The sequence below is a fragment of the Cellulomonas sp. URHB0016 genome (assembly GCF_054057935.1).
The window spans coordinates 4237307-4261559 of the sequence record NZ_JBSRZU010000001.1; the positions used below are offsets into that span (position 1 = coordinate 4237307).

20 protein-coding genes and 1 pseudogene are annotated in these 24253 nt (G+C 72.5%); 14 read left to right on the forward strand and 7 right to left on the reverse strand.

All coding sequences use genetic code 11. The annotated features are described in order from the left end of the window. Position 1: 1 nt before the first annotated feature. Positions 2–529: a peptidoglycan DD-metalloendopeptidase family protein gene (locus ACVW07_RS19460; protein WP_456820842.1), complete on the reverse strand. Its 528-nt coding sequence runs from the start codon at positions 527–529 to the stop codon at positions 2–4. A 647-nt stretch (positions 530–1176) separates the two neighbouring features. Here ACVW07_RS19460 and rpsB point away from each other — a divergent pair. The 8 genes from rpsB (at position 1177) to dxr (ending at position 8384) form a co-directional block, all read left to right on the forward strand. After that, entirely contained in the window at positions 1177–2157 is a 981-nt protein-coding gene (gene rpsB, locus ACVW07_RS19465) for a 30S ribosomal protein S2 (protein ID WP_456820843.1), read from the forward strand. Between the two features lie 105 nt (positions 2158–2262). Continuing rightward, complete coding sequence (gene tsf, locus ACVW07_RS19470) at positions 2263–3108, forward strand: translation elongation factor Ts (RefSeq protein WP_456820844.1); 846 nt, start codon at positions 2263–2265, stop codon at positions 3106–3108. A 102-nt stretch (positions 3109–3210) separates the two neighbouring features. Further along, positions 3211–3954, forward strand: a complete 744-nt coding sequence (gene pyrH / locus ACVW07_RS19475; protein ID WP_456820845.1) for a UMP kinase — start codon at positions 3211–3213, stop codon at positions 3952–3954. Between the two features lie 52 nt (positions 3955–4006). Continuing rightward, a complete protein-coding gene (gene frr, locus ACVW07_RS19480; protein ID WP_456820846.1) occupies positions 4007–4564 on the forward strand; it encodes a ribosome recycling factor in 558 nt (185 codons plus the stop codon). Beyond that, positions 4564–5409 (forward strand): phosphatidate cytidylyltransferase, encoded by an 846-nt coding sequence (locus ACVW07_RS19485; RefSeq protein ID WP_456820847.1) that lies wholly within the window; start codon positions 4564–4566, stop codon positions 5407–5409. The genes frr and ACVW07_RS19485 overlap by 1 nt, the downstream gene beginning before the upstream one ends. A gap of 37 nt (positions 5410–5446) precedes the next feature. Further along, positions 5447–6574: a 23S rRNA (adenine(2503)-C(2))-methyltransferase RlmN gene (gene rlmN, locus ACVW07_RS19490; protein WP_456820848.1), complete on the forward strand. Its 1128-nt coding sequence runs from the start codon at positions 5447–5449 to the stop codon at positions 6572–6574. Beyond that, a complete protein-coding gene (locus tag ACVW07_RS19495) occupies positions 6571–7125 on the forward strand; it encodes a DivIVA domain-containing protein (RefSeq protein ID WP_456820849.1) in 555 nt (184 codons plus the stop codon). The genes rlmN and ACVW07_RS19495 overlap by 4 nt, the downstream gene beginning before the upstream one ends. Positions 7126–7220: 95 nt before the next feature. Continuing rightward, complete coding sequence (dxr, locus tag ACVW07_RS19500) at positions 7221–8384, forward strand: 1-deoxy-D-xylulose-5-phosphate reductoisomerase (RefSeq protein ID WP_456820850.1); 1164 nt, start codon at positions 7221–7223, stop codon at positions 8382–8384. Positions 8385–8407: 23 nt separating this feature from the next. On the opposite strand, the gene ACVW07_RS19505 is transcribed toward dxr, so the two are convergent. From ACVW07_RS19505 to ACVW07_RS19515, 3 genes are read right to left on the reverse strand one after another with little or no spacing between them, the layout of a single operon-like run. Next, positions 8408–9787 carry an NAD(P)/FAD-dependent oxidoreductase gene (locus ACVW07_RS19505; RefSeq protein WP_456820851.1) on the reverse strand — a complete coding sequence of 460 codons (1380 nt, stop codon included), beginning with the start codon at positions 9785–9787 and terminating at the stop codon, positions 8408–8410. After that, positions 9784–11163 carry an aspartate aminotransferase family protein gene (locus ACVW07_RS19510; protein ID WP_456820852.1) on the reverse strand — a complete coding sequence of 460 codons (1380 nt, stop codon included), beginning with the start codon at positions 11161–11163 and terminating at the stop codon, positions 9784–9786. Before ACVW07_RS19510 ends, ACVW07_RS19505 begins: the two co-directional genes overlap by 4 nt. Then, the gene (locus tag ACVW07_RS19515; RefSeq protein WP_456820853.1) at positions 11160–11636 is read right to left on the reverse strand and encodes an Lrp/AsnC family transcriptional regulator; all 477 of its coding nucleotides are present in this window, start codon (positions 11634–11636) and stop codon (positions 11160–11162) included. Before ACVW07_RS19515 ends, ACVW07_RS19510 begins: the two co-directional genes overlap by 4 nt. A gap of 249 nt (positions 11637–11885) precedes the next feature. Here ACVW07_RS19515 and ACVW07_RS19520 point away from each other — a divergent pair, with 249 nt between their 5' ends. Both ACVW07_RS19520 and ACVW07_RS19525 read left to right on the forward strand, forming a co-directional pair. Beyond that, positions 11886–13322 carry an aminobutyraldehyde dehydrogenase gene (locus ACVW07_RS19520; RefSeq protein WP_456820854.1) on the forward strand — a complete coding sequence of 479 codons (1437 nt, stop codon included), beginning with the start codon at positions 11886–11888 and terminating at the stop codon, positions 13320–13322. Next, positions 13322–14593 (forward strand): saccharopine dehydrogenase C-terminal domain-containing protein, encoded by a 1272-nt coding sequence (locus ACVW07_RS19525; RefSeq protein WP_456820855.1) that lies wholly within the window; start codon positions 13322–13324, stop codon positions 14591–14593. Before ACVW07_RS19520 ends, ACVW07_RS19525 begins: the two co-directional genes overlap by 1 nt. A 4-nt stretch (positions 14594–14597) precedes the next feature. On the opposite strand, the pseudogene gabT reads toward ACVW07_RS19525, so the two are convergent. Both gabT and ACVW07_RS19535 read right to left on the reverse strand, forming a co-directional pair. Continuing rightward, positions 14598–15933, reverse strand: a pseudogene (gabT, locus tag ACVW07_RS19530) (4-aminobutyrate--2-oxoglutarate transaminase). After that, positions 15930–17684 (reverse strand): APC family permease, encoded by a 1755-nt coding sequence (locus tag ACVW07_RS19535; protein WP_456820856.1) that lies wholly within the window; start codon positions 17682–17684, stop codon positions 15930–15932. The pseudogene gabT and the gene ACVW07_RS19535 overlap by 4 nt, the downstream one beginning before the upstream one ends. A gap of 260 nt (positions 17685–17944) precedes the next feature. On the opposite strand from ACVW07_RS19535, the gene ACVW07_RS19540 reads away from it, so the two are divergent. The 3 genes from ACVW07_RS19540 to ACVW07_RS19550 all read left to right on the forward strand — a co-directional run bounded on the left by ACVW07_RS19540 (position 17945) and on the right by ACVW07_RS19550 (position 21469). Beyond that, on the forward strand, positions 17945–19255 hold the full coding sequence (locus ACVW07_RS19540; RefSeq protein WP_456820857.1) for a M50 family metallopeptidase: 1311 nt from the start codon (positions 17945–17947) through the stop codon (positions 19253–19255). A 108-nt stretch (positions 19256–19363) separates the two neighbouring features. After that, the gene (ispG, locus tag ACVW07_RS19545) at positions 19364–20500 is read left to right on the forward strand and encodes a flavodoxin-dependent (E)-4-hydroxy-3-methylbut-2-enyl-diphosphate synthase (protein ID WP_456821129.1); all 1137 of its coding nucleotides are present in this window, start codon (positions 19364–19366) and stop codon (positions 20498–20500) included. 69 nt (positions 20501–20569) lie between these two features. Then, positions 20570–21469, forward strand: coding sequence for a GNAT family N-acetyltransferase (locus ACVW07_RS19550; protein ID WP_456820858.1), 900 nt, complete (start codon positions 20570–20572; stop codon positions 21467–21469). A gap of 9 nt (positions 21470–21478) precedes the next feature. Here ACVW07_RS19550 and ACVW07_RS19555 read toward each other — a convergent pair whose 3' ends face one another. Further along, positions 21479–22369, reverse strand: coding sequence for an Fpg/Nei family DNA glycosylase (locus tag ACVW07_RS19555; protein ID WP_456820859.1), 891 nt, complete (start codon positions 22367–22369; stop codon positions 21479–21481). Between the two features lie 90 nt (positions 22370–22459). On the opposite strand from ACVW07_RS19555, the gene ACVW07_RS19560 reads away from it, so the two are divergent. Next, the gene (locus ACVW07_RS19560) at positions 22460–24250 is read left to right on the forward strand and encodes a proline--tRNA ligase (protein WP_456820860.1); all 1791 of its coding nucleotides are present in this window, start codon (positions 22460–22462) and stop codon (positions 24248–24250) included. Positions 24251–24253 lie beyond the last annotated feature (3 nt).

Sequence of the window (24253 nt, forward strand, 5' to 3'; positions counted from 1 at the left end):
CTCACGCCGGCGACTCCCGCTCGTCCCGCGGGCCGGCACCGCCGGACGGGGGACGTTCGGACAGCAGCACGATCGGTCCCGGTGCGCCGAGCGTCCCCAGGGGATCGAGGTAGGTCGTGCCCCGGCGCACCCCCCAGTGCACGCACGAGGCGGGCGCGCAGTGCGACCCGTTCCCTGCCAGCGTGCCCAGGGTGTCCCCGGCGGCGACCGCCGCGCCCACCGCGACGGTAGGGACGACCGGCTCCAGGCTCGAACGCAACCCACCGGGATGGGTGACCGTGACGACCCCGCGGCCGGCGACCTCGCCCACGAACGTCACGATCCCCGCCGCCGGCGAGACGAGGGGCGTCCCCACGTCGGACGCCAGATCGACGCCGCGGTGACCGGCGGACCAGGGCTCAGGGGGTGCCAGGAACGGATGCGTCACGCGCAGGGGACCGGCGACCGGTGGGCGGAACGTGACCACCTCGTCGGCCGACTGCGGGGCAGCGGCGCTGCCCGCGACCACGGCGACGACCCAGCCGAGCACCGTTCCGAGGACCGCGACGGTGACGGCACGCCGGCGGCCTGCGAGGTGGTGATGCGGACGACGCGACAGGCGACCCTGCTCCGAGGGTGCCGTCGACCGGCGGTCCGGGGCCGCACCGGGCGGATGCCGCCGTGTCCCGTGGCCCGGACGCCGCGGTGTACCGCTTCCGCTCTGCTGCCGGCCGGTGCTGCCGGGATGCACGACGGTCCCCCCGGGACGCTGCAGGGACGGGGTGCTGGACGGTGGGACGGGGCTCATGGGAAGCACGGTGGCGTGGACGGCGACGGCGCATCGGTCGCGGCCCCGGGACTCGGGCTCCGGTGCAGTGGAGCCGGGGCTGTGGGTGGCTCGATGCGCGACGCCCGCGGCGCGCCGTCGATCGGTTAGACTTCGCGTGCGACCGGTCCGTGCCGGTCGACATCGCGCGCCATCTTCCCGGTGTCCACCTTGCCTCACCGGCAGGGACAGGTCCGGGGTCGGACGCTGCACCGGTCCGGGTACCGCACGTCATGTGCGTGGCCCGGCGCAGCCGCCGGCATGGCGCCAGGGGCTCCGACCACCTGGTCGGGCCGACAACCGAGATGCGGCCCGCTGGTCGGGCCTGCCTGCATGCGCGCACCTCGCGGTGCGCGTCGGAAGGACGTGCCATGGCCGTCGTGACCATGCGCCAGCTGCTCGAGAGCGGTGTCCACTTCGGACACCAGACCCGCCGCTGGAACCCCAAGATGAAGCGCTTCATCTTCACCGAGCGCAACGGCATCTACATCGTCGACCTGCAGCAGTCGCTGTCGTACATCGACAACGCCTACGACTTCGTCAGCCAGACCGTCGCGCACGGCGGCACGATCCTCTTCGTCGGCACCAAGAAGCAGGCGCAGGAGCCGGTCGCCGAGCAGGCTGCCCGCGTCGGCATGCCGTACGTCAACCAGCGCTGGCTCGGTGGCATGCTCACCAACTTCAGCACGGTGCACAAGCGCCTTCAGCGCCTCAAGGAGCTCGAGCAGATCGACTTCGACGACGTCGCGGGCTCGAACCTCACGAAGAAGGAGCTGCTCGTCCTGCGCCGCGAGAAGGACAAGCTCGCGAAGACGCTCGGCGGCATCCGCGACATGGCCAAGGTCCCCTCGGCCGTGTGGATCGTCGACACGAACAAGGAGCACCTCGCCGTCAACGAGGCGCGCAAGCTCGGCATCCCGGTCGTCGCGATCCTCGACACCAACTGCGACCCCGACGTGGTGGACTACCCGATCCCGGGCAACGACGACGCGATCCGCGCCGTCCAGCTGCTCACCCGGGTCATCGCCGACGCCGCCGCCGACGGCCTGCTCAAGCGCCACTCGGGTCGTACCGCGGCCGCCGAGGGTGCCGAGGCCGCCGAGCCGCTGGCCGAGTGGGAGCGCGAGCTCCTCGCCGGTGCCGAGGCGGACCTCCAGTCCGGTGAGGCCGCTGCGGCCCCCGCCGCCGTGCAGGCCGACCAGCCGACCGCCGCGGACGTCGTGACGGCAGACGCGCCGGTCGAGGAGGCCGTGGCAGCGGTCGAGGCGACCGAGGTCGTCGAGGCCGTCGCCGAGGCCCCCGTCGAGGGCGACGCCGCGGCCCAGACCGAGGGCGAAGCCGACTCCGAGTGACGTCGCCGGTGCCGGTGACCCGACGGGTCACCGGCACCGCGGCACGTCACCGACCCGCGAGGGTCACGCACGCAGCTCACGACTCAACAGGAACGGACACGACTGATGGCGAACTACTCGCTCGCGGACATCAAGGCGCTGCGCGAGAAGACCGGTGCCGGCATGCTCGACGTCAAGAAGGCGCTCGAGGAGGCGGAGGGCGACGCCGACAAGGCGCTCGAGATCATCCGCGTCAAGGGCCTGAAGGGCGTCGGGAAGCGTGAGGGACGCGCCGCGTCGGACGGTCTCGTGGCCGCCCACGTCGGCCCCACCTCGGACGGCGACGGCCAGACCGGCGTGCTCGTCGAGGTCAACTCGGAGACCGACTTCGTCGCGAAGAGCCCCAACTTCGTGGCCCTCGCCGAGCGCGTGCTCAGCGCGGCCGTCGACTCGCCCGCCCGTGACGCGGACGCGCTGCTCGCCACGGAGGTCGACGGCAGCAGCGTCCAGTCGATCGTCGACGAGACGGCCGCGACCCTGGGGGAGCGCGTCGTCGTGCGTCGTCTGGCCCGCCTCGCCGGAGAGCACGTCGAGGTCTACCTGCACAAGGTCAACAAGGACCTCCCCCCGCAGGTCGGCGTGCTGGTCGCGACCGACGCCGCCGGCGCCGGCGTGGCGCGGGACATCGCGACGCACATCGCGGCGTTCTCGCCCACGTACCTCACGCGTGAGGACGTCCCGGCGGAGACTGTCGCGAACGAGCGTCACATCGCCGAGGAGACCGCCCGCAACGAGGGCAAGCCCGAGGCTGCGCTGTCGAAGATCGTCGAGGGCCGCCTCAACGGGTTCTTCAAGGAGAACGTGCTCCTCGAGCAGGCGTTCGCCAAGGACAACAAGAAGACGGTCGCCCAGGTCCTCACCGAGGCCGGCGGCACGCTGACAGGCTTCGTGCGCTACCGCGTGGGAGCCTGACCCCGTGTGACGGGGTGGCCCCGACCCGCACCGGGTCGGGGCCACCGTCGCACCGGGCGCAGATGCGCGCCCACCCATGCCGGACGCACCCAGGGAGACACCGTGAGCCACCGCGCGACCGCGACCGACGAGAGCGCTCCGGCCCGCCGTGTCCTGCTCAAGCTCTCCGGCGAGACGTTCGGCGGCGGTGACGTGGGCCTGGCGGCGGACGTCGTGCAGCGCGTCGCCGCCGAGATCGCGATCGCGGTCAGGACCGGCGTACAGGTCGCGATCGTCGTCGGCGGCGGCAACTTCTTCCGGGGCGCCGAGCTGTCGCAGCGCGGCCTCGACCGGGCCCGGGCGGACTACATGGGCATGCTCGGCACCGTCATGAACTGCCTCGCGCTGCAGGACTTCCTCGAGCAGGCGGGCGTGAGCACGCGCGTGCAGACCGCCATCACCATGGGCCAGGTCGCCGAGCCGTACATCCCGCTGCGCGCCATCCGGCACCTCGAGAAGGGCCGCGTGGTGATCTTCGGTGCGGGCGCCGGGATGCCGTACTTCTCCACGGACACCGTGTGCGTGCAGCGCGCCCTGGAGACGCACTGCCAGGAGGTCCTGATGGGCAAGAACGGTGTGGACGGCGTCTACACCGCCGACCCCCGCAAGGACCCCACCGCCGTGAAGCTCGACTCGCTCACCTACACGGACGCGCTCGTCGGCGACCTGGCCGTGATGGACCAGACGGCCCTCAGCCTGAGCCGCGACAACGACGTGGCGATGCGCGTGTTCGGCCTCGAGGAGCCCGGCAACGTCACGCGTGCCCTCCAGGGTGAGAAGATCGGCACGCTCGTCACGGCGGGTTGACGCCCGCTCGTCCCGCAGCCACACCCCCGACCGCACGCACGAAGGAGCACCGGTGATCGACGAGACCCTCCTCGAGGCCGAGGAGAAGATGGACAAGGCGATCGAGGTCGCCAAGGACGACTTCTCCACGATCCGTACCGGCCGCGCCAACGCCGCGATGTTCTCCAAGGTGTTCGTCGACTACTACGGCAGCCCCACCCCGCTGCAGCAGCTGGCGTCGTTCAACGTGACCGAGGCACGCACGATCCTGGTGTCGCCGTTCGACAAGTCGTCCATGGTCGCCGTCGAGAAGGCGCTGCGCGAGTCGGACCTGGGCGTGAACCCGTCGAACGACGGCAACGTGATCCGGGTGGTGCTGCCCGCGCTGACCGAGGAGCGTCGTCGCGACTTCGTCAAGCTCGCGAAGGCCAAGGCGGAGGACGCGCGGATCTCGGTGCGCAACGTGCGCCGGCGCGCCAAGGAGGAGCTGGACCGCATCGTCAAGGACGGTGAAGCCGGGGAGGACGAGGTCGGACGGGCCGAGAAGGAGCTCGAGGTGCTCACCAAGAAGCATGTCGACCTGATCGACCACCTGCTCTCGTCCAAGGAGAGCGAGCTCCTCGAGGTCTGATGTCGGAGCACACCGCACTCGCCGCACCGCGCACGCCGCGACCGGGCAGGGACCTTCCCGTCGCGATCGTCGTCGGCGTCACCCTGCTCGTCGGCGTCGTCGCCTCGCTGTTCATCCGCAAGGAGGCGTTCGCCGTCGTGGCGATCGTCGCCGTGTGCGCCGGACTGTGGGAGCTCGCCCAGGCGTTCACCCGTCGGGCGATCCACCTGCCGCTGGTCCCCCTGCTCGTGGGTGCGGTGGGCATCCTCGTGTCCGCGTACACCGCCGGCCCAGAAGCGATGTTCGTCGCGTTCATGCTGACGGTCGGCGGCGTCGTCATCTGGCGCGTGCTCGACGGGAACGGCGAGGCCGCCCTGCGGGACGCGAGCGCAGGGGCGTTCGCGGCCGCATACCTGCCGTTCCTCGCCGGGTTCGTCATGCTCATGCTGGCGGCGCCCGACGGGCCCGCCCGCGTGATGCTGTTCATCCTCCTGGTGGTGGCGAGCGACACCGGCGGCTTCGTCGTCGGCACCCTGCTCGGCAAGCACCCGCTCGCGCCGTCGGTGAGCCCCAAGAAGTCGTGGGAGGGCCTGATCGGCTCGATCGTGCTCGCGTGCGTGGTCGGCGTGGTCGGCGTCCAGGTCGGGTTCGGCGGTGAGCCGCTCGTCGGTGTGTTCCTCGGACTCGCGACCGTCGTGACGGCGACCCTCGGGGACCTGGCCGAGTCGCTGCTCAAGCGCGACCTCGAGCTCAAGGACATGGGCCGGCTCATCCCCGGCCACGGCGGCCTGCTCGACCGGCTCGACTCCTTGCTCCTGACGGTCCCCGCCGTGTACCTCATCCTCTCGGTCCTGCTCCCCGCGTGACCGCGAGGCCTGACCCCGACCCGAAGGAGGGGGCGCCATGACCGGCACACCCGTCCGCCTGGACCTGTCGTCGCCGAGCCGAGGACCGCGCGGCAAGCCGCCGAGGCACTTCGTCGATCTCACGCCCGAGCAGCGTGTCGCGGCGGTGACCGAGCTCGGCGAGAAGCCGTTCCGGGCCAAGCAGCTCGCGACGCACTACTTCACGCACCTGACGTCCGACCCCGCGGCGATGACCGACCTGCCGAAGGCGAGCCGTGACAAGCTCGTCGAGGGACTGTTCCCGACGCTGCTCACGGCCCACCGCACGCAGACGGCCGACAAGGGCACCACCGTCAAGACGTTGTGGCACCTGTTCGACGGCGCCAAGGTGGAGTCGGTGCTCATGCGGTACGCGAACCGGACGACGCTGTGCATCTCCAGCCAGGCGGGCTGCGGGCTCGCGTGCGCGTTCTGTGCGACGGGCCAGCTCGGCCTGACGCGCAACCTCTCGACGGCGGAGATCGTCGAGCAGGTGCGGTCGGCGGCGCGGTCCCTGGCCGACGGTGAGGTCCCCGGCGGTCCGACGCGCCTGACGAACGTGGTCTTCATGGGCATGGGGGAGCCGCTGGCGAACTACAAGGCGGTCATGGAGACGGTGCGTCGGCTCGTCGCGCCGACACCGGACGGCCTGGGCATGTCGGCCCGGAACGTCACGGTGTCGACGGTGGGCATGGTCGCGTCGATGGACAAGCTCGCCGACGAGGGGATCCCAGTGACGCTCGCCCTGTCGCTGCACGCACCGGACGACGAGCTGCGCAGCGAGCTGGTCCCGGTGAACACCCGGTGGAACGTGGACCAGGCGCTCGACTCGGCGCACCGGTACTTCGTGAAGACCGGACGGCGCGTCTCGATCGAGTACGCCCTGATCCGCGACGTCAACGACCACGCGTGGAGGGCCGACCTGCTCGGGGAGAAGCTCAACGCCCGGGGCCGCGGCTGGGTGCACTGCAACCCCATCCCGCTGAACCCGGTGCCGGGTTCCCGATGGACGGCGAGCGATCCGCGGGTCGAGCAGGAGTTCGTGGCACGCTTGCGCGCGCACGGGATCCCGACGACCATCCGGGACACCCGGGGCAGTGAGATCGACGGTGCCTGCGGGCAGCTGGCGGCGGAGGAGGACGAGTGAGCGACGGGATGTTCCGGACGGTCTCCGGGCTGAAGCAGGGGTACGACCCCGACGAGGTCGACGAGTTCTTCTCGCACGCGCGTGCCGTGTACGAGAAGGGTCCGGCCGGGGCGCTGGCCAGCAAGGACGTGCGCGGCGTGGCGTTCGACATGGTCCGGGGCGGGTACGTCACGTCGGCGGTGGACGCTGCGCTGGACCGTCTGGAGGCCGCCTTCGTCGCCCGGGCGCGTGCCGAGTTCGTCTCCCAGCGCGGGCAGGAGGCGTGGATGGCGAAGCTCGGTGAGCAGGCCCGTTCCCTGTACGGCCGCCTCGGCCGGCCGGACGGTGACCGGTTCGCCCCACCGGAGGGCCGGCACGCCGGCTACGAGCCCGCCGACGTCGACGAGCTGTGCCACCGGCTCGTCGCCTACTTCGACAAGGGCGCCCCGCTGACCGCGGGGGAGATCCGTGCGGCGACGTTCCGCAGCCGCAAGGGTGCCAACGGCTACGGCGAGCCCGCGGTCGACGCGTTCTTCGCCCGGGCGATCGAGGTGCTCCTCGGCGTCGAGTGAGCGCACGAGGAGCTGGCACGGACCGACCGCCGACGAAGCACCGGGCCCCGGAGCAGGCGTGCAGGGATGCTGCCGTCGTCCGCGATGATGGGCCGGTGAGCCAGCGCACCGTCATCCTTCTCGGGTCCACGGGATCCATCGGCACCCAGGCGATCGACGTCGTGACCCGCAACCCGGACCGGTTCCGGGTCACGGGGCTCAGCGCAGGTGGACGCGACGCCGCCCTCGTGGCCCGCCAGGGCGCTGCGCTCGGCGTCGAGGTCGTGGCCCTCGCCGACCCCGCGGCCGAGCGGGCGTTCCGTGCCGCGTGGACCGGAGGACCGGTCGAGGTCCTGGTCGGACCGGACGCCTCCACCGAGCTGGCCGGTCGCGGCGTGGACGTGGTGCTCAACGGCATCACGGGCTCGGTGGGTCTGGGCCCGACGCTCGCCGCTTTGCGTGCCGGGAGCACGCTGGCGCTCGCGAACAAGGAGTCGCTCGTCGTCGGTGGCGCTCTCGTGCAGGCCGCCCGCACCCGCCCGGACCAGATCGTGCCCGTGGACTCGGAGCACTCGGCGATCGCGCAGTGCCTGCGCGGTGGTGCACGGGGCGAGGTGCGGCGCCTCGTCCTGACCGCCTCCGGGGGCCCGTTCCGTGGGTGGTCGCTGGACGACGTCAAGGCCGTCGGCCCGCACCAGGCCCTCGCGCACCCCACCTGGTCGATGGGTCCGGTGGTCACGGTCAACTCGTCCACGCTGATGAACAAGGGCCTCGAGCTTATCGAGGCCCACCTGCTGTTCGACGTGGCCGTCACCGACATCGCGGTCGTCGTGCACCCGCAGTCGGTCGTGCACTCGATGGTCGAGTTCGTCGACGGGTCCACCATCGCCCAGGCGTCGCCGCCTGACATGCGGCTGCCGATCGCCCTCGGCCTGTCGTGGCCGGACCGGGTGGCGGACGTCGCGCCGCCGTGCGACTGGACGCGGGTCACGAGCTGGACGTTCGAGCCGCTCGACGAGGAGGTGTTCGGCGCCGTTCGCCTCGCCCGTGAGGCGGTCGCGGCGTCAGCGACCCACCCCGCCGTCTACAACGCTGCCAACGAGGAGTGCGTCGCGGCCTTCCTGGCCGGGCGGATCGGGTTCCTCGACATCGTCGCCACGGTCAGCCGTGTGCTCCACGAGCACACCGGGACGGCAGGGGACGCGCTCGACCTCGGCGCCGTGCTGGCGGCGGAGGACTGGGCACGCGCGCGGGCGAACGAGGTGCTCGCTCGGCGCTGAGCAGGGCCGCGGCCAGGCGACCGTCAGGCCCGGTCCGCACCGCCGAGCAACGTGTCGAGGACCGGCGCGAGGCGGCTCGCCCGTCCGGTGCGGTGCTCGGTCCGGTCGGCGAGCGCCGCGGCCTGCCGCGCGGCGGTGATCCCCGCCCACCGGACGGGCTCCGGCTCCCACTCGGGAGACCGGTGCCCCACCCACGGCAGCCGCACGAGCGGCGAGTCGGTGTCCGTGAGGAGGTCCGCGATCGTGCGGCCCGCAAGGTTGCTCGTCGCGATGCCGTCGCCCACGTAGCCACCGGCCCAGGCGATGCCGTCCTCGTCGAGCCCGACGGACGGGTGCCAGTCCCGCGGGACGCCGATCGGACCGCCCCAGCGATGGGTCACCTCGACGTCGCGCAGCACCGGGAACAGGTCGACGAGCGAGCCGTGCAGGTGCTCCGAGACGACCGTGTCCTGGTCGAACGCCGGCCGGATGGCGGACCGCAGATGGTAAGGCGCCCCGCGCCCACCGAACGCGAGCCGGCCGTCCGTCGTGCGCTGGCCGTACACGAGCAGGTGCCGGGCGTCCGTGAACGTCTCGGCCCGTCCGAGCCCGATCTCGCCCCAGAGCTCGTCGGACAGCGGCTCCGTCGCGATCATGAGGGAGTACACCGGGGCGACCGACCGGCGCGAGCCGGGCAGCTGCGTGCTCCATGCCTCCGTAGCGCGGACCACGAACCGTGCCCGCACGGTGCCGTGGTCGGTGACGACCGCACGCGGCGACAGGCGCATCGCCCTCGTGCCCTCGGCGAGCCGTGCGCCACGGGCCAGCACCACCTCGACCAGTCCCCGGACCAGGCGGGCCGGCTGGACCCGTGCGCAGTCGGGCGAGAACGCCCCGCCGAGCGCCCCGTCCGCTCGCACGTGGGACCGGATCCCGTCGGCGTCGAGGAGGGTGGCCTCGTCCCCGAACGGGAGGCCGGCGGCGACCTCGGCAGCCACCCGCTCGAGCTGCGGCTCGTTCCTCGCGAGCGTCACCGTGCCGCCGAACGTGAAGCCGCAGTCGATGAGCTCGGCGGCGGCGGCCCCGCCCACCTCGACGACGCTGTCGCGCATGGCCGCCCGCATGGCGAGCGCCGCCTCGTGACCGTGGGCCCGGGCGAGGGCGTCCGCGCCGACCGGGAGCTGCGCCGAGCACCAGCCGCCCGCCCGGCCGCTCGCGCCGAAGCCGGCGACCACCTGCTCCACGAGGAGCACGTCGAGCGACGGGTCCGCCTCGAGGAGGTAGTAGGCGGTCCACAGACCCGTCAGGCCCGCGCCGACGATCACCACGTCGGCCTGCGTGTCCCCGTCGAGAGGGTCGCGCCGGACGAGCTCGGCGTCGTCGAGCTGGTCGAACCACAGGGAGAGCCCTCGCAGGTCCGTCACAGGTGCGTCCAGGCCTCGGCGAGGACGCCGCGCAGGATCTGCTCGATCTCGTCGAACTCGGCCTGCCCGCAGGTCAGGGGCGGCGCGAGCTGGACGACGGGGTCGCCACGGTCGTCGGCCCTGCAGTAGAGACCGGCGTCGAACAGCGCGCCGGACAGGAACCCGCGGAGCAGGCGCTCGCTCTCGTCGGCGTCGAACGTGGTGCGGTCGTCCTTGTCCTTGACGAGCTCGATGCCGTAGAAGAACCCCTCGCCGCGGACGTCGCCGACGATGGGCAGGTCGAGGAGCCGCTCGAGGGTCCGCCGGAACGCCGGGCCCTGCTGCTTGACGTGGTCGTTGAGCCCTTCACGCTCGAAGAGGTCGAGGTTGGCCATCGCCACCGCGGCGGACACAGGATGGCCGCCGAACGTGTACCCGTGCGGGAACATCGCCTCTCCCGACGCGAACGGCTCGTACACGCGCGACGACGCGATGAGTGCACCGATGGGGGAGTAGCCGGACGTCATGCCCTTGGCGCACGTGATCATGTCCGGGACGTACCCGAAGTCCTCGCACGCGAACATCGACCCGATCCGGCCGAACGCGCAGATCACCTCGTCGGACACGAGGAGCACGTCGTACCGGTCGCAGATCTCGCGGAGCCGCTCGAAGTAGCCCGGCGGCGGCGGGAAGCACCCCCCGGCGTTCTGCACCGGCTCGACGAAGACGGCCGCGACCGTGTCGGGACCCTCGAACTCGATCGCCTCGGCGACGCGGTCGGCGGCCCAGGCCCCGAACGCCTTGGGGTCGTCCCGCAGGTGCTCGGGCGCGCGGTAGAGGTTGGTGTTCGGCACCTTGTGCGCCCCGGGGACGAGCGGCTCGAACGGCTCCTTCAGGGCGGGCAGGCCGGTGATGGACAGCGCGCCGTGCGGGGTGCCGTGGTAGGCGATCGACCGGGAGATCACCTTGTACTTGCCGGGCCGGCCCACGAGCCGCCAGTACTGCTTGGCGAGCTTCCACGCGGTCTCGACGGCCTCGCCGCCCCCCGTCGTGAAGAACACGTGGTCCAGGTCGCCGGGGGCGTACGCGGCGAGCCGCTCGGCGAGGTCGATCGCCTGCGGGTGCGCGTACGACCACAGCGGGAAGAACGCCAGCTGCTCGGCCTGCCGGCGTGCCCGCTCGGCGAGCTCGGCACGCCCGTGCCCCGCCTGCACGACGAACAGGCCGGAGAGCCCGTCGATGTACCGTCGGCCGGCGTCGTCCCAGATGTGGTGCCCCTCGCCGCGCACGATGGTAGGGACTCCGGACTCCCACGTGCTCTGCCGCGTGAAGTGCCCCCACAGGTGCGCCCGCGCGGCGTCGTCGCGGTCGGTGCCCGCCGGAGTGGTCCCGGTCATCGCGTCCCCCAGTTGTAGAGCTGTTTGCGCAGGCGCAGGTACACGAACGTCTCGGTGCTCCGCACGGCCGGCAGGCCGCGGATCCTCTGGTTGAGCACCTCGAGGAGGTGGTCGTCGTCCTCGCACACCACCTCCACGAGGAGGTCGAAGCCGCCGGCGGTGATCACGACGTAGTCGACCTCCGGGAGCTCCGCGAGTGCGTCGGCGACGGCCTCGAGGTCACCTTCGCAGCGCAGCCCGATCATGGCCTGCCGCGTGAACCCGACCTGGAGCGGGTCGGTGACGGCGACGATCTGGACGACCCCCGACTCGGTCAGCCGTTGCACGCGCTGGCGGACGGCCGCTTCGGAGAGCCCGACGGCCTTGCCGATCGCGGCGTACGACCGGCGACCGTCCTCCTGGAGCTGCTCGATGATGGCCTTCGAGAGGTCGTCCAGCACCGCTTGCCCGGCTGGCGGTCTCCGCGTCTGCACCCGTCGATCGTGTCGTGCGGCGACCGTCCGCCGCAAGGGATTCCGTCGTCGGACCACGGCGCAGGCTCTGATTCCGGCAGTAGAAGGTCCTGGCGGCGGGGGAAGTCTTCGTCGACCCTCGCACGACGGCGCCGGTCGGCGTAGCGTGCGGCGCACCGACCCCGTGACCACCGGCGCCGGCCGGGCGGCGTGCACCGACGCGACACGGACGTGCCGCGAGGCGCTGGTGGAGGGGGACCGTCCCGTGCGATGGAGGTGCCCGTGAGCCAGACGCTGCTCAACGTGATCGGGGGCGAACGGCGGCCTGCCGCCGACGGACGCACGACGGAGGTGGTCGACCCGTCCACCGGCCAGACGTATGCCCAGGCCCCGCTCAGCGGCCCGGCCGACGTCGACGCCGCCTACGCCGCCGCGTCTGCCGCCTTCCCGGGCTGGGGCGGCGCGACCCCGGCCGAGCGGCAGCTCGGGCTGCTCCGGCTCGCCGACGCCGTCGAGGCTCGAGCGCAGGAGCTGGTGACGGTCGAGTCGCGGAACACGGGCAAGCCGTTGCACCTGACCGCGACCGACGAGGTGCCGCCCTGCGTCGACCAGCTGCGGTTCTTCGCCGGCGCCGCCCGGGTGCTCGACGGGCTGAGCGCCGGGGAGTACCTGGCGGGGCACACGTCGTGGGTGCGCCGTGAGCCCGTGGGCGTCGTCGGCCAGGTCACTCCGTGGAACTACCCGCTCATGATGGCGGTCTGGAAGATCGCGCCCGCGCTGGCGGCCGGCAACACCGTCGTCCTCAAGCCCTCCGACACGACGCCCGCCTCGACCCTCCTGCTCGCAGAGATCGCCGCCGAGGTCCTGCCGCCGGGCGTGCTCAACGTGGTGTGCGGCGACCGGGAGACCGGCCGGGCGCTCGTGTCCCACCCGCGGCCCGACCTGGTGGCGATCACCGGGTCGGTCCGGGCGGGGTCCGAGGTCGCCGAGGCGGCGTCGCACGGGCTCAAGCGGGTGCACCTCGAGCTCGGCGGCAAGGCGCCCGTCGTCGTCTTCCCGGACGCGGACCTGGCCGCGGCCGCCGCGGGCATCGCCGCCGCCGGGTACTACAACGCCGGGCAGGACTGCACGGCCGCGACCCGCGTGCTCGTGCACGAGAAGGTGCACCACGAGTTCGTCGCGGCGCTCGCCGAGGCGGCCCGCGGCCAGCGCACGGGACCGCCGGACGACCCCGACGTCGCGTTCGGACCGGTCAACAACATCCACCAGCTCGAGCGTGTGACCGGCTTCCTCGCGCGGCTGCCGGACCACGCGGACGTGGTCGCGGGTGGCGGCCGGGTCGGGGACGTCGGCTACTTCGTCGAGGCGACCGTGGTGGACGGTCTGCGCCAGGACGACGAGGCCGTCCAGGACGAGATCTTCGGCCCCGTCATCACCGTGCAGACGTTCACCGACGAGGCGGAGGCCGTCGCGCGCGCGAACGGCGTGCGGTACGGCCTGTCGAGCTCGGTGTGGACCTCCGACCACGGCACGGCGCTGCGGATGTCGAGGGCGCTCGACTTCGGCGTCGTCTGGATCAACACGCACATCCCGTTCGTGTCGGAGATGCCGCACGGAGGCTTCAAGCAGTCCGGCTACGGCAAGGACCTGTCGATGTACGGCTTCGAGGACTACACCCGGATCAAGCACGTGATGTCGGCGTTCTGATGCGCGTCCTGCTGGTCGGCAGCGGCGGCGTCGGTGACGCGGTCGCCCGGATCGCCGCCCGGCGCGGCTTCTTCGAGCGGATGGTCGTGGCGGACGTCGACCCGGCGCGGTCCGAGCGGACGGTCGCCGCAGCCCGGGCGCACGACGTGGGTACGGACCGGTTCGTGGCCGCGGCCGTCGACGCCTCCGACGCGCTCGCGGTCGAGACCCTGGCCCGCGAGCACGGCGCGACGCACGTGCTCAACGCCGTCGACCCACGGTTCGTCATGCCGGTCTTCGCGGGGACGTCCGCAGCCGGGGCGGACTACCTCGACATGGCCATGTCGCTGTCCCGACCTCACCCCGAGCGGCCGTACGAGCTGCCCGGCGTCAAGCTCGGCGACGAGCAGTTCGCGCAGTCGGAGGCGTGGTCCGCCGCCGGACGGCTCGCGCTCGTCGGGATGGGTGTGGAGCCCGGGCTGTCCGACGTGTTCGCCCGTTACGCCGCGGACCACCTGTTCTCGGCGGTCGACGAGGTCGGTGTCCGCGACGGCGCGAACCTGGTGGTCCGCGACGAGCACGGCGAGCCGGTGTTCGCCCCGTCGTTCTCCGTCTGGACCACGATCGAGGAGTGCCTCAACCCGCCCGTCGTGTGGTCGGCGGACCGGGCCGAGACCGGCGGGGGCATCGAGGCAGGGTGGTACACCGTGCCGCCGTTCCACGAGCCCGAGGTGTTCGACTTCCCGGAACCCGTCGGCCCGGTCGAGTGCGTGCACGTGGAGCACGAGGAGGTGCTGCTGGTCCCGCGGTGGGTCGACGCGCGGCGCGTCACGTTCAAGTACGGCCTCGGCGAGGAGTTCATCGGCGTCCTGCGCACGCTGCACCGCCTGCGCCTCGACTCGACGACGCCCGTGCGGGTGCGTGGCGTCGAGGTGAGCCCGCGTGACGTGGTGGCGGCGGTACTGCCCGACCCGGCGACGCTCGGGCCGCGCATGACCGGGTCGACGTGCGCGGGAGTGCTGGTCACGGGTACCGGGAAGGACGGCGCGCCGCGTGAGGTCTACCTGCACCACATCGTCGACAACGCCTGGTCGATGGCCGAGTACGGCGCCCAGTGCGTGGTGTGGCAGACGGCCGTGAACCCTGTCGTGGCACTCGAGCTGCTCGCGGCCGGCACCTGGAAGGGCTCCGGGGTCCTCGGGCCGGAGGCGTTCGACGCGGTGCCGTTCCTCGACCTGCTCGCGGACGGCTACGGGTCGCCCTGGGGTCTGCAGGAGCGGACGCCCCGGTGACGTCTCAGACGGCGCACAAGGCCGCGGCCAGCACGTCCAGGCCGTCGTCGAGCAGGTCGTCGCCGATGACGAGCGGCGGCAGGAGCCGGACGACGTTGCCCCACGTACCGCACGTGAGGACCAGCACGCCCTCGGCCGCGCACGCCCGTGACACACGGGACGCGGCGGTCGCATCGGGTTCGAGCCCGCCGGGTCGCACCAGCTCCACCGCCAGCATCGCGCCACGGCCGCGCACCTCGGCGACGGCCGGGGCGTCCAGCCCCCGGAGCCGCGGCACCACCCGGGCCTCGATCGTCCGGGCCGCCGCCGCCAGGTCGTCGCGCTCGTACATCCCGATCGCGGCGAGCGCGGCCGCGCACGAGACAGGGCTGCCACCGAAGGTCCCGCCGAGGCCACCGGGGTGCACGGCGTCCATGAGGTCGGCCCGTCCCGTCACCGCGGCGAGCGGCAGGCCGCCCGCGATGCCCTTGGCGGTCGTCACCAGGTCGGGGACGACCCCCTCGTGCTCGCACGCGAACATCGCGCCCGTGCGGGCGAACCCGGTCTGCACCTCGTCGGCCACCAGGACGATCCCGTGCTCGGCGCACCAGCGGGCGAGCGACGGCAGGAACCCGGGTGCGGGCACGACGAACCCGCCCCTCGCCCAGGACGGGCTCCACGACCAGCGCCGCGACCCTCTCCGCACCGACCTGACGCTGCGCGACGTCGATCGCCCGCGCCGCGGCCTCCTCGCCCGTCATCCCCTCGGGGTCCCGCAGCGGGTACGACGCCGGGACCCGGTAGACCTCGGCTGCGAACGGGCCGAACCCCGTCTTGTAGGGCATGGCCTTGGCGGTCATCGCGAGCGTGAGGTTGGTGCGCCCGTGGTACGCGTGGTCGAGCACGAGCACCGCGTCCCGTCCGGTGGCCCGGCGAGCGACCTTGACGGCGTTCTCGACGGCCTCGGCCCCGGAGTTGAGCAGCACCGACCGCTTCTCGTGCGTCCCGGGCGTCAGGCGGGCGAGCGCCTCGCACACCGCCACGTACTCCTCGTACGGGCTGATCATGAAGCAGGTGTGCGTGAAGTCGGCCACCTGCGCCGCGACCGCGGCGACCACCGCGGGCGCGCTCGCGCCGACCGACGTCACCGCGATCCCGGCGCCGAGGTCCACGAACCGGTTGCCGTCGACGTCCTCGAGGACCGCACCGCCGGCGCGCGCCACGTACACCGGCAGCGCGGACGACACCCCGGCCGAGACGGCGGCGGCCCGCCGCGCGGCCAGCTCGACTGATCGCGGCCCGGGGATCGCCGTCCGCAGCGACCGGCTCTGGGGCAGCCCTTCGACGACGGGCGCGCTCATGTGGTCCGGCCGTCCTCGGCGTCGTCCACGTCGACCTCCTCACCGGTCGCCACGTTCACGGCCGTCGCCCCGTCGGGCAGGTTCGACAGGTTCTGCGCCACGACGATGCCCGGCAGACCCGAGTCGGGCAACCGGAAGACCGGCTCGCCGACCGACTGCGGCCCGACCAGCACCAGGTCGTGCGCACCCCGGCGCGGCAGGGTCTCTCCCTTGAAGAACGCCGGGGCCCGCAGGCGCCAGATCACCATGAGCACGACACCGATGAGGATCGCGGCGATGCCCACGACGGCGACGGCGCCGAACCCGAGGATCGTCACGTCGTTGCCGTCGTCGTCCTGCAGCCAGTCGGCTGCGGCGTACGACTTGAGCGCGTAGACGAAGGCCGCGAGCAGGATGAGGCCGCCGAGCGACGGCAGGACGCCCTGCATGAAGAAGTCCCGCCGGGTGTGGTGCAGCGTGCGGCGGTAGAACCAAGAGCACGCGAAGCCGGTGAGCCCGTAGTAGAACGCGATCATCAGGCCGACGGACCCGACGAGCGCCCCGAGGAGCGTGGGGCTGATCAGCGTGAACACGGCGTAGAACACGATCGACGCGATGCCCATCGCGATCGTGGACACGGCCGGGGTGAGGTACGTCGGGTGGATCTTCGCGAACGACTCGGGGATCGCCTTGTACACGGCCATCGACAGCGTGGTGCGGGCCGTCGGCAGGATCGTCGTCTGGGTGGAGGCCGACGCGGACGTGAGGATGGACGCGGACAGCAGCAGGAGACCGAGGTGGCCGAGCGCCGTGTCCCCGAACAGCGCCGGACCGATCGCCGCGAACACGTCGTCCGCGTTGTCGGGGTTGGCCAGCCCGATGCCCTCGGTGCCCACCCCGGCGAACGCCACGGCCGACGTCGAGACCAGCGTGTAGGTGACGAGCAGCAGCACCGTCGAGAGGATCGCGGCACGGCCGGGGGTCCGGGACGGGTCGTCCGACTCCTCGTTGACCGAGACGGCGGTGTCCCAGCCCCAGTAGATGAACACGGCCGTCAGGAGCGCGGGCGCGATGACGTCGGAGATGCTCAGCCCGCCGGGCCAGAACCACGACCAGGCGGGCAGGATCGACCCGTCCTCGCCGTTGCCGGTGTAGACCTTGGCGAGCGCCACCACGGAGAAGATCAGGAGCACGAGCACCTCGACCGCGAGCAGCACGTACTGGATGCGCGCGGACACCTCGATGCCCCGGTAGCAGATCCAGGTCATCACGGCGATCCAGATCAGGCCCGCGACCGTGGTCCACAGGGTGCTGTCGGCGAGCTCGCCCGCCGCGTCCCAGCCGAGCTCGCCGGCGAACGTGAACGAGTAGATGCCGGCGATCTGGGCCAGGTTGGCCATGACGATGACGTCGGCCGCGATGATGCCCCAGCCGCCGATCCAGCCGGTCAGCGGTCCGAAGGCGCGCGTGGCCCACGTGAACGTGGTGCCGCAGTCCGGCTCGGCCCTGTTGAGCTCCTGGTAGGCGAGCGCGATGAGGTACATCGGGACGAACGCCAGCAGGATGATCGCGGGCGCCTTCACGCCGGCGAGCAGCGCGCCGCCGCCGGCGACGACGAACCCCAGGCTGGCGGCCAGGCTGTAGGCGGGGGCGGTGGACGCGGTGCCGACGACGACGCTGGACAGCAGCCCGAGCGCTCCGCCCTTGAGTCCCTTGCCGGCTGTCTCGGGGTAGCCGAGCGGCGCGGCGTCGGCGGTGGGGGCGACGGACATGGAACCTCGCATCGGTCGGGCCGGCTGCGGGGCGGTGCATCCGGCGGGGGAAACCCATGAGATCCGTTGCACGTGCGCGCCCAGGGACTGCATTCCACCGTCCAGGGGCGGTCAGACGATCGAAACCGTAGCGGGCTAGGCCGACCGTGGGAAGGGCGCCAGGCGTTCAGCCCACGTCCAGGCTGATCGGCGACAATGTGCTGCCTGGTGCATCCGGCCGGGCGGGCGCGCCGCACCCTTCCTGCGGCGTCGGAGGGTCCATGGAATACCTGGTCGGCGTGCTCGTGGTCGTCGTCGTGCTGTTGCTGTCCATCGCGCTCCACGAGGTCGGGCACATGGTCCCCGCGAAGCGGTTCGGGGTGCGGGTGAGCCACTACATGGTCGGCTTCGGCCCGACGCTGTGGTCGCGCGCCAGGGGCGAGACCGAGTACGGCCTGAAGGCGATCCCGCTGGGCGGCTACGTCCGGCTGGTCGGGATGTACCCCCCCGGTGAGGCCGTCGGCAACCCGCCGGCCCGGACGTGGCTGGGCCGGCTGGCCCGGGACGCCCGCCAGGCGAGCGCCGAGGAGATCCACGCGGGCGAGGACGCCCGGGCGTTCTACCACCTGTCGACGCCGAAGAAGCTCGTGGTGATGCTCGGCGGGCCCGTCATGAACCTGCTCATCGCCGTGGTGCTCATGAGCATCACGCTCGTCGGCTTCGGCATGCCGGCGTTCGGCACCACGCTCTCCTCGGTCTCCGAGTGCATCCTGCCCGCGGACGCCCCCCAGGACCGGACCTGCACCTCGTCCGACGAGGCCGCGCCCGGCGCAGCGGCCGGCCTGCAGCCGGGCGACACCGTGCGCACGTACGACGGCACGCCCGTCGACTCCTGGGACGACCTCACGCCCCTGATCAGGGCCTCGGGAGACGACACCGTCCCCGTGGTGGTGGAGCGGGACGGCGAGGAGCTGACGCTCACGCTCACGCCGGTCACCGCCGACCGTCCGGTCGTCGACGAGAACGGCGAGGTCGTCGTCGGAGCCGACGGCGAGCCCGTCACCCGCCGCGTCGGCTATGTCGGCGTCGCCCCCCAGTCCGAGCTCCGCCGGCAGTCGCTCCTCGACGTGCCTGCCGCGGTCGCCGACCGCACATGGCAGACGGCCACCGTCGTGGCGACGCTGCCCACCCGCATCGTCGACCTGGTGCAGTCGCAGGTCGACGGCACGCCCCGCGACAGCAGCAGCGTGGTCGGCGTCGTGGGCATCGGCCGGTTCGCCGGGGAGATCGCCTCGACCGACGACCTCGACTGGCAGATCAAGACGCTCGCGCTGCTCGACATGCTCGCGAGCCTCAACATCGCGCTCTTCGCGTTCAACCTCATCCCGCTGCCTCCGCTCGACGGCGGCCACGTGGCCGCGGCGCTGTGGGAGGGCGGTCGCCGGCAGGTGGCCCGCCTGCGGGGGCTGCCGCGGCCGGGACCGTTCGACACGGCGAAGCTCGTGCCGCTGGCGTACACGGTGTTCGCGCTCCTGGGCGCGGTCGGGTTGCTGCTCGTCTACGCGGACATCGTCAACCCGGTCCAGATCTGAGCGGCGCGTGGGGGTTCTGTGCGGGCTCCCGGAAGGGCGCCGTCCCAGGACAGGGGCGGCGTCCGGCGGTGCGATGATGGCGGGGTGAGCATCCCGATCAGCCTCGGCATGCCGGAGGCCCCGCCGCCCGTGCTGGCCCCGCGCCGACCCACCCGCAAGATCCGTGTCGGCAAGGTCGAGGTCGGTGGTGACGCCCCGGTGAGCGTCCAGTCCATGACCACGACGCCCACCACGGACATCAACGCGACCCTGCAGCAGATCGCCGCGCTGACCGCCTCCGGGTGCGACATCGTCCGCGTCGCGGTGCCGAGCCAGGACGACGCCGACGCCCTGCCCGCCATCGCCCGCAAGTCGCAGATCCCGGTGATCGCCGACATCCACTTCCAGCCGAAGTACGTGTTCGCCGCGATCGACGCCGGCTGTGCGGCCGTCCGGGTGAACCCGGGCAACATCCGCAAGTTCGACGACCAGATCAAGGAGATCGCCCGCGCCGCGACCGACGCCGGCATCTCGTTGCGGATCGGCGTGAACGCGGGGTCGCTCGACCCCCGGCTGCTCGCCAAGTACGGCAAGGCCACCCCGGAGGCGCTCGTCGAGTCCGCCGTGTGGGAGGCGTCCTTGTTCGAGGAGCACGACTTCCACGACTTCAAGATCTCTGTCAAGCACAACGACCCCGTCGTGATGGTGCGCGCCTACGAGCTGCTCTCCGAGCGTGGCGACTGGCCCTTGCACCTCGGCGTCACCGAAGCCGGTCCGGCGTTCCAGGGCACGATCAAGTCGGCGACCGCGTTCGGTGCGCTGCTCAGCAAGGGCATCGGCGACACCATCCGCGTGTCCCTGTCCGCGCCTCCTGTCGAGGAGGTCAAGGTCGGCATCCAGATCCTGCAGTCGCTCAACCTGCGGCCCCGCAAGCTCGAGATCGTCTCGTGCCCGTCGTGCGGCCGGGCCCAGGTGGACGTGTACACGCTCGCCGAGAAGGTCACTGCCGGCCTCGAGGGCATGGAGGTGCCGCTGCGCGTGGCCGTCATGGGCTGCGTCGTCAACGGTCCGGGGGAGGCCCGCGAGGCCGACCTGGGCGTGGCGTCCGGCAACGGCAAGGGCCAGATCTTCGTCAAGGGCGAGGTCATCAAGACGGTGCCCGAGGCGATGATCGTCGAGACGCTGATCGAGGAGGCCATGCGGCTCGCGGAGTCGATGGATCCCGTCGAGTCCGGTTCGGGTTCACCCGTCGTCAGCGTCGGCTGACGGGACTTTCGACCTACTCACAGGATCGTTCGGCCGGTCCCGACGGGCTCGGGGGTGCAGAATCCACTCATGGGTCCACGCCGCGCGATGTTGCTCGACGGACGGGCGGGGGGTCGTGTCCTCGGGGACGCGGACATCGCGCCCGCGCTCGCGGTGTGCGCGCAGGACGCCGTCGCGGCGGTGCTCGCGACGACCCGGATCGAGGCGGCCGCCCACTCCGGCCTGCGCGCCGCGGGCGGTGCGTTGTGGGGCTTCGAGCAGGACGGCGAGCTCCTCGCGCTGTGCTGGGCGGGCGCGAACCTGGTGCCCGTGGTGCCCCTCGCCGGCGGGCCCGTACGGGAACGGGCGCTGGACGCCTTCGCGATGCTCGCCCGCTCACAAGGCAGGCGTTGCTCCTCGATCGTCGGCGACGCCCCGGCCGTGCTCGGCCTGTGGGACCGCCTGCGCCACGCGTGGCCGGGGGCCCGGGAGCTGCGGCCCGAGCAGCCGTCGATGGTCATCGACCACCCGCCCCTGGTGGCGCCCGACGTCCAGGTGCGGCGTTCCCGGCTCGACGAGCTCGACGTGGTCCTGCCGGCCTGCATCCGGATGTTCACCGAGGAGGTCGGCTACTCGCCGGCGAGCGGCCCGGGCGGTCCGTACGAGACGAGGGTGCACGGTCTGGTGGCCGGCGGTCGCTCGTTCGTCCGGCTCGGCGAGCGACCCGACGGTAGTCCGCACGTGGTGTTCAAGGCCGAGCTCGGTGCCGTCGCGGGCGGTGTCGCCCAGGTCCAGGGCGTGTGGGTGACCCCGGAACGACGCGGCGAGCGGCTCTCCGAGCGCGGGATGGCCGCGGTGGTCGAGCAGACGCGGGCAGAGGTCGCGCCGGTCGTGTCGTTGTACGTGAACTCGTTCAACGAACGGGCGCTCGCCGCGTACCGCGCCGTCGGTTTCCGGCAGGTCGGCACGTACGCCACCGTCCTGTTCTGACCGTCGCCCTCAGCGCAGCAGCCTGGACAGCCGCCGGTCGGCGAGCGGCTTGCCGCCCGTCTGGCAGGTGGGGCAGTACTGCAGGGACGAGTCCGCGAACGAGACCTCACGCACGGTGTCGCCGCACGGGATCCCGTCCCAGCCGGGGCACGGCTCGCCCGTACGGCCGTGCACGCGCATGCCTCGCCGCTTGGCGTCCTTGAGCTCGGCTGCCGGCCGCCCCGACGCCGCCGCGACGGCCTCCGTGAGGATCGACCGGATCGCCGCGTGCAGCGTGGCGGTCCGCGCCGCGTCGAACGACCGGGTCATCGCGAAGGGGCTCATCCGGGCGGCGTGCAGGATCTCGTCGGAGTACGCGTTGCCGACGCCCGCGATGGTGCCCTGGTCGCGCAGCAGGCCCTTGACCTGCTGGTTGCGGGCAGCGAGCAGCTCGGCGAGGCGGTCCACCGTGAACTCGTCCGACAACGGCTCGACGCCGAGCGTCGCGATCTGCGGCACGTCGGTCGGCTCGGCCACCACGTGCACGGCGAGCCGCTTGCGGGTGCCGGCCTCCGTCAGGTCGTACCCGGACCCGTCGTCGAGCCGCACGCGCAGCGCGATGGGTGACTTGCCCGGACGGACGGGCCGGTCGGACAGCTGCTCCGACCAGCGCACCCAGCCCGCCCTCGACAGGTGCCACACCAGGTGCACCGGCTCACCGGTGGACGTGGCGACCATGAGGTCGAGCCACTTCCCGTGCCGTGACACGTCGACGACCGTGCCTCCCACGAGCGCGTCCGGTGGCGGGTCGAACGTCTTCAGCGCGCTGATCGCGCCCACCTCGACCGACCTGACGACATGGTCGGACGCCCGCCCGCGCAGGAACTGCGCGAGCGCCTCGACCTCGGGGAGCTCCGGCACGCGCACCATCGTGGCGCACGGAACGGGCGACGGCACCGGCTCCGGCCCACGATTCCGGCCCGCGGGGCACCCGACACTAGGCTTCGGCACATGCTCCTGCGCCTGTCCACGCTGTTCGTCCGCACGCTGCGTGAGGACCCCGCCGACGCCGAGGTGGCCAGCCACCGCCTGCTGGTGCGTGCGGGCTACATCCGTCGCGCCGCCCCCGGCATCTACACGTGGCTGCCGCTCGGCCTGCGGGTGCTGGCGAAGGTGGAGCAGGTGGTCCGCGAGGAGATGGCCGCCGCGGGCGCCCAGGAGGTGCACTTCCCGGCGCTGCTGCCCAAGGAGCCCTACGAGACGACGGGCCGCTGGAGCGAGTACGGGCCCAACATCTTCCGGCTCAAGGACCGCAAGGGCGGTGACTACCTGCTCGCCCCCACGCACGAGGAGATGTTCACGCTCCTGGTCAAGGACCTGTACTCGTCGTACAAGGACCTGCCGCTCACGCTCTTCCAGATCCAGACCAAGTACCGCGACGAGGCGCGCCCCCGGGCCGGCCTCATCCGCGGCCGCGAGTTCGTCATGAAGGACGCCTACTCGTTCGACGTGGACGACGCGGGCCTGGACGCCTCCTACCAGTCGCAGCGGGACGCGTACCGGCGGATCTTCGACCGGCTCGGCCTCGAGCACGTCATCGTGGCGGCGACCTCGGGGGCCATGGGCGGCTCACGTTCGGAGGAGTTCCTCACGCCGACGCCCATCGGGGAGGACACCTTCGTCCGGTCTGCCGGCGGCTACGCGGCGAACGTCGAGGCTGTCACGACCGTCGTCCCACCGTCGCCGCAGGAGGACGCACCCGCGGCCCACGTCGAGGACACGCCGGACACGCCGACCATCGACACGCTGGTCGCGCTCGCCAACGCGTCCTTCCCGCGACCCGACCGGCCCTGGACCGCGGCGGACACCCTCAAGAACGTCGTGCTGGCGCTCGTGCAGCCGACCGGTGAGCGTGAGCTGCTGGTCGTCGGGCTCCCGGGCGACCGCGAGGTCGACCTCAAGAGGCTCGAGGCCGCGGTCGCGCCCGCGGAGGTCGAGGCGGCGGGTGACGCGGACTTCGCCGCACGTCCCGAGCTCGTCCGCGGGTACCTCGGCCCGGCTGTCCTCGGCCCCAACGTCGAGGTTCCCGAAGGGGCGGAGCGGACTGCGGTGCGTTACCTGCTCGACCCCCGCGTCGTGCCCGGCACCCGGTGGATCACGGGCGCGAACCAGCCTGGCCGGCACGTCTTCGACCTGGTCGCCGGCCGGGACTTCACCGCGGACGGCACGGTCGAGGCCGCCGAGGTGCGCGCGGGCGACCCGGCGCCGGACGGCTCCGGCCCGCTCGAGCTCGCCCGCGGCATCGAGATCGGTCACATCTTCCAGCTCGGCCGCAAGTACGCGGCGGCCCTCGGCCTGACGGTGCTCGACCAGAACGGCAAGGCGCAGGTCGTCACGATGGGCTCGTACGGGATCGGCGTGACGCGTGTCCTCGCGGCGCTGGCCGAGGCCAACCACGACGAGCGCGGGCTGGCCTGGCCCCCGCACGTCGCGCCCGCGCACGTGCACGTGGTCGCGACCGGCAAGGACCCGGCCGTCTTCGAGGCGGCCGAGTCGATCGCGACGACCCTCGCCGACCGCGGCATCGAGGTGCTGTACGACGACCGTCCCAAGGTGTCGCCGGGCGTGAAGTTCGCCGACGCCGAGCTGTTCGGCGTCCCGCTCGTGGTCGTCGTCGGGCGTGGCCTGGCCGACGGCCTCGTCGAGGTCCGGCCACGCGTCGGCGGCACCGCCGAGCAGGTGCCTCTCGCCGAGGCCCCCGACCGGGTCGCCGAGCTCGTCGACGACCTCGTCGCAGGCTGACCG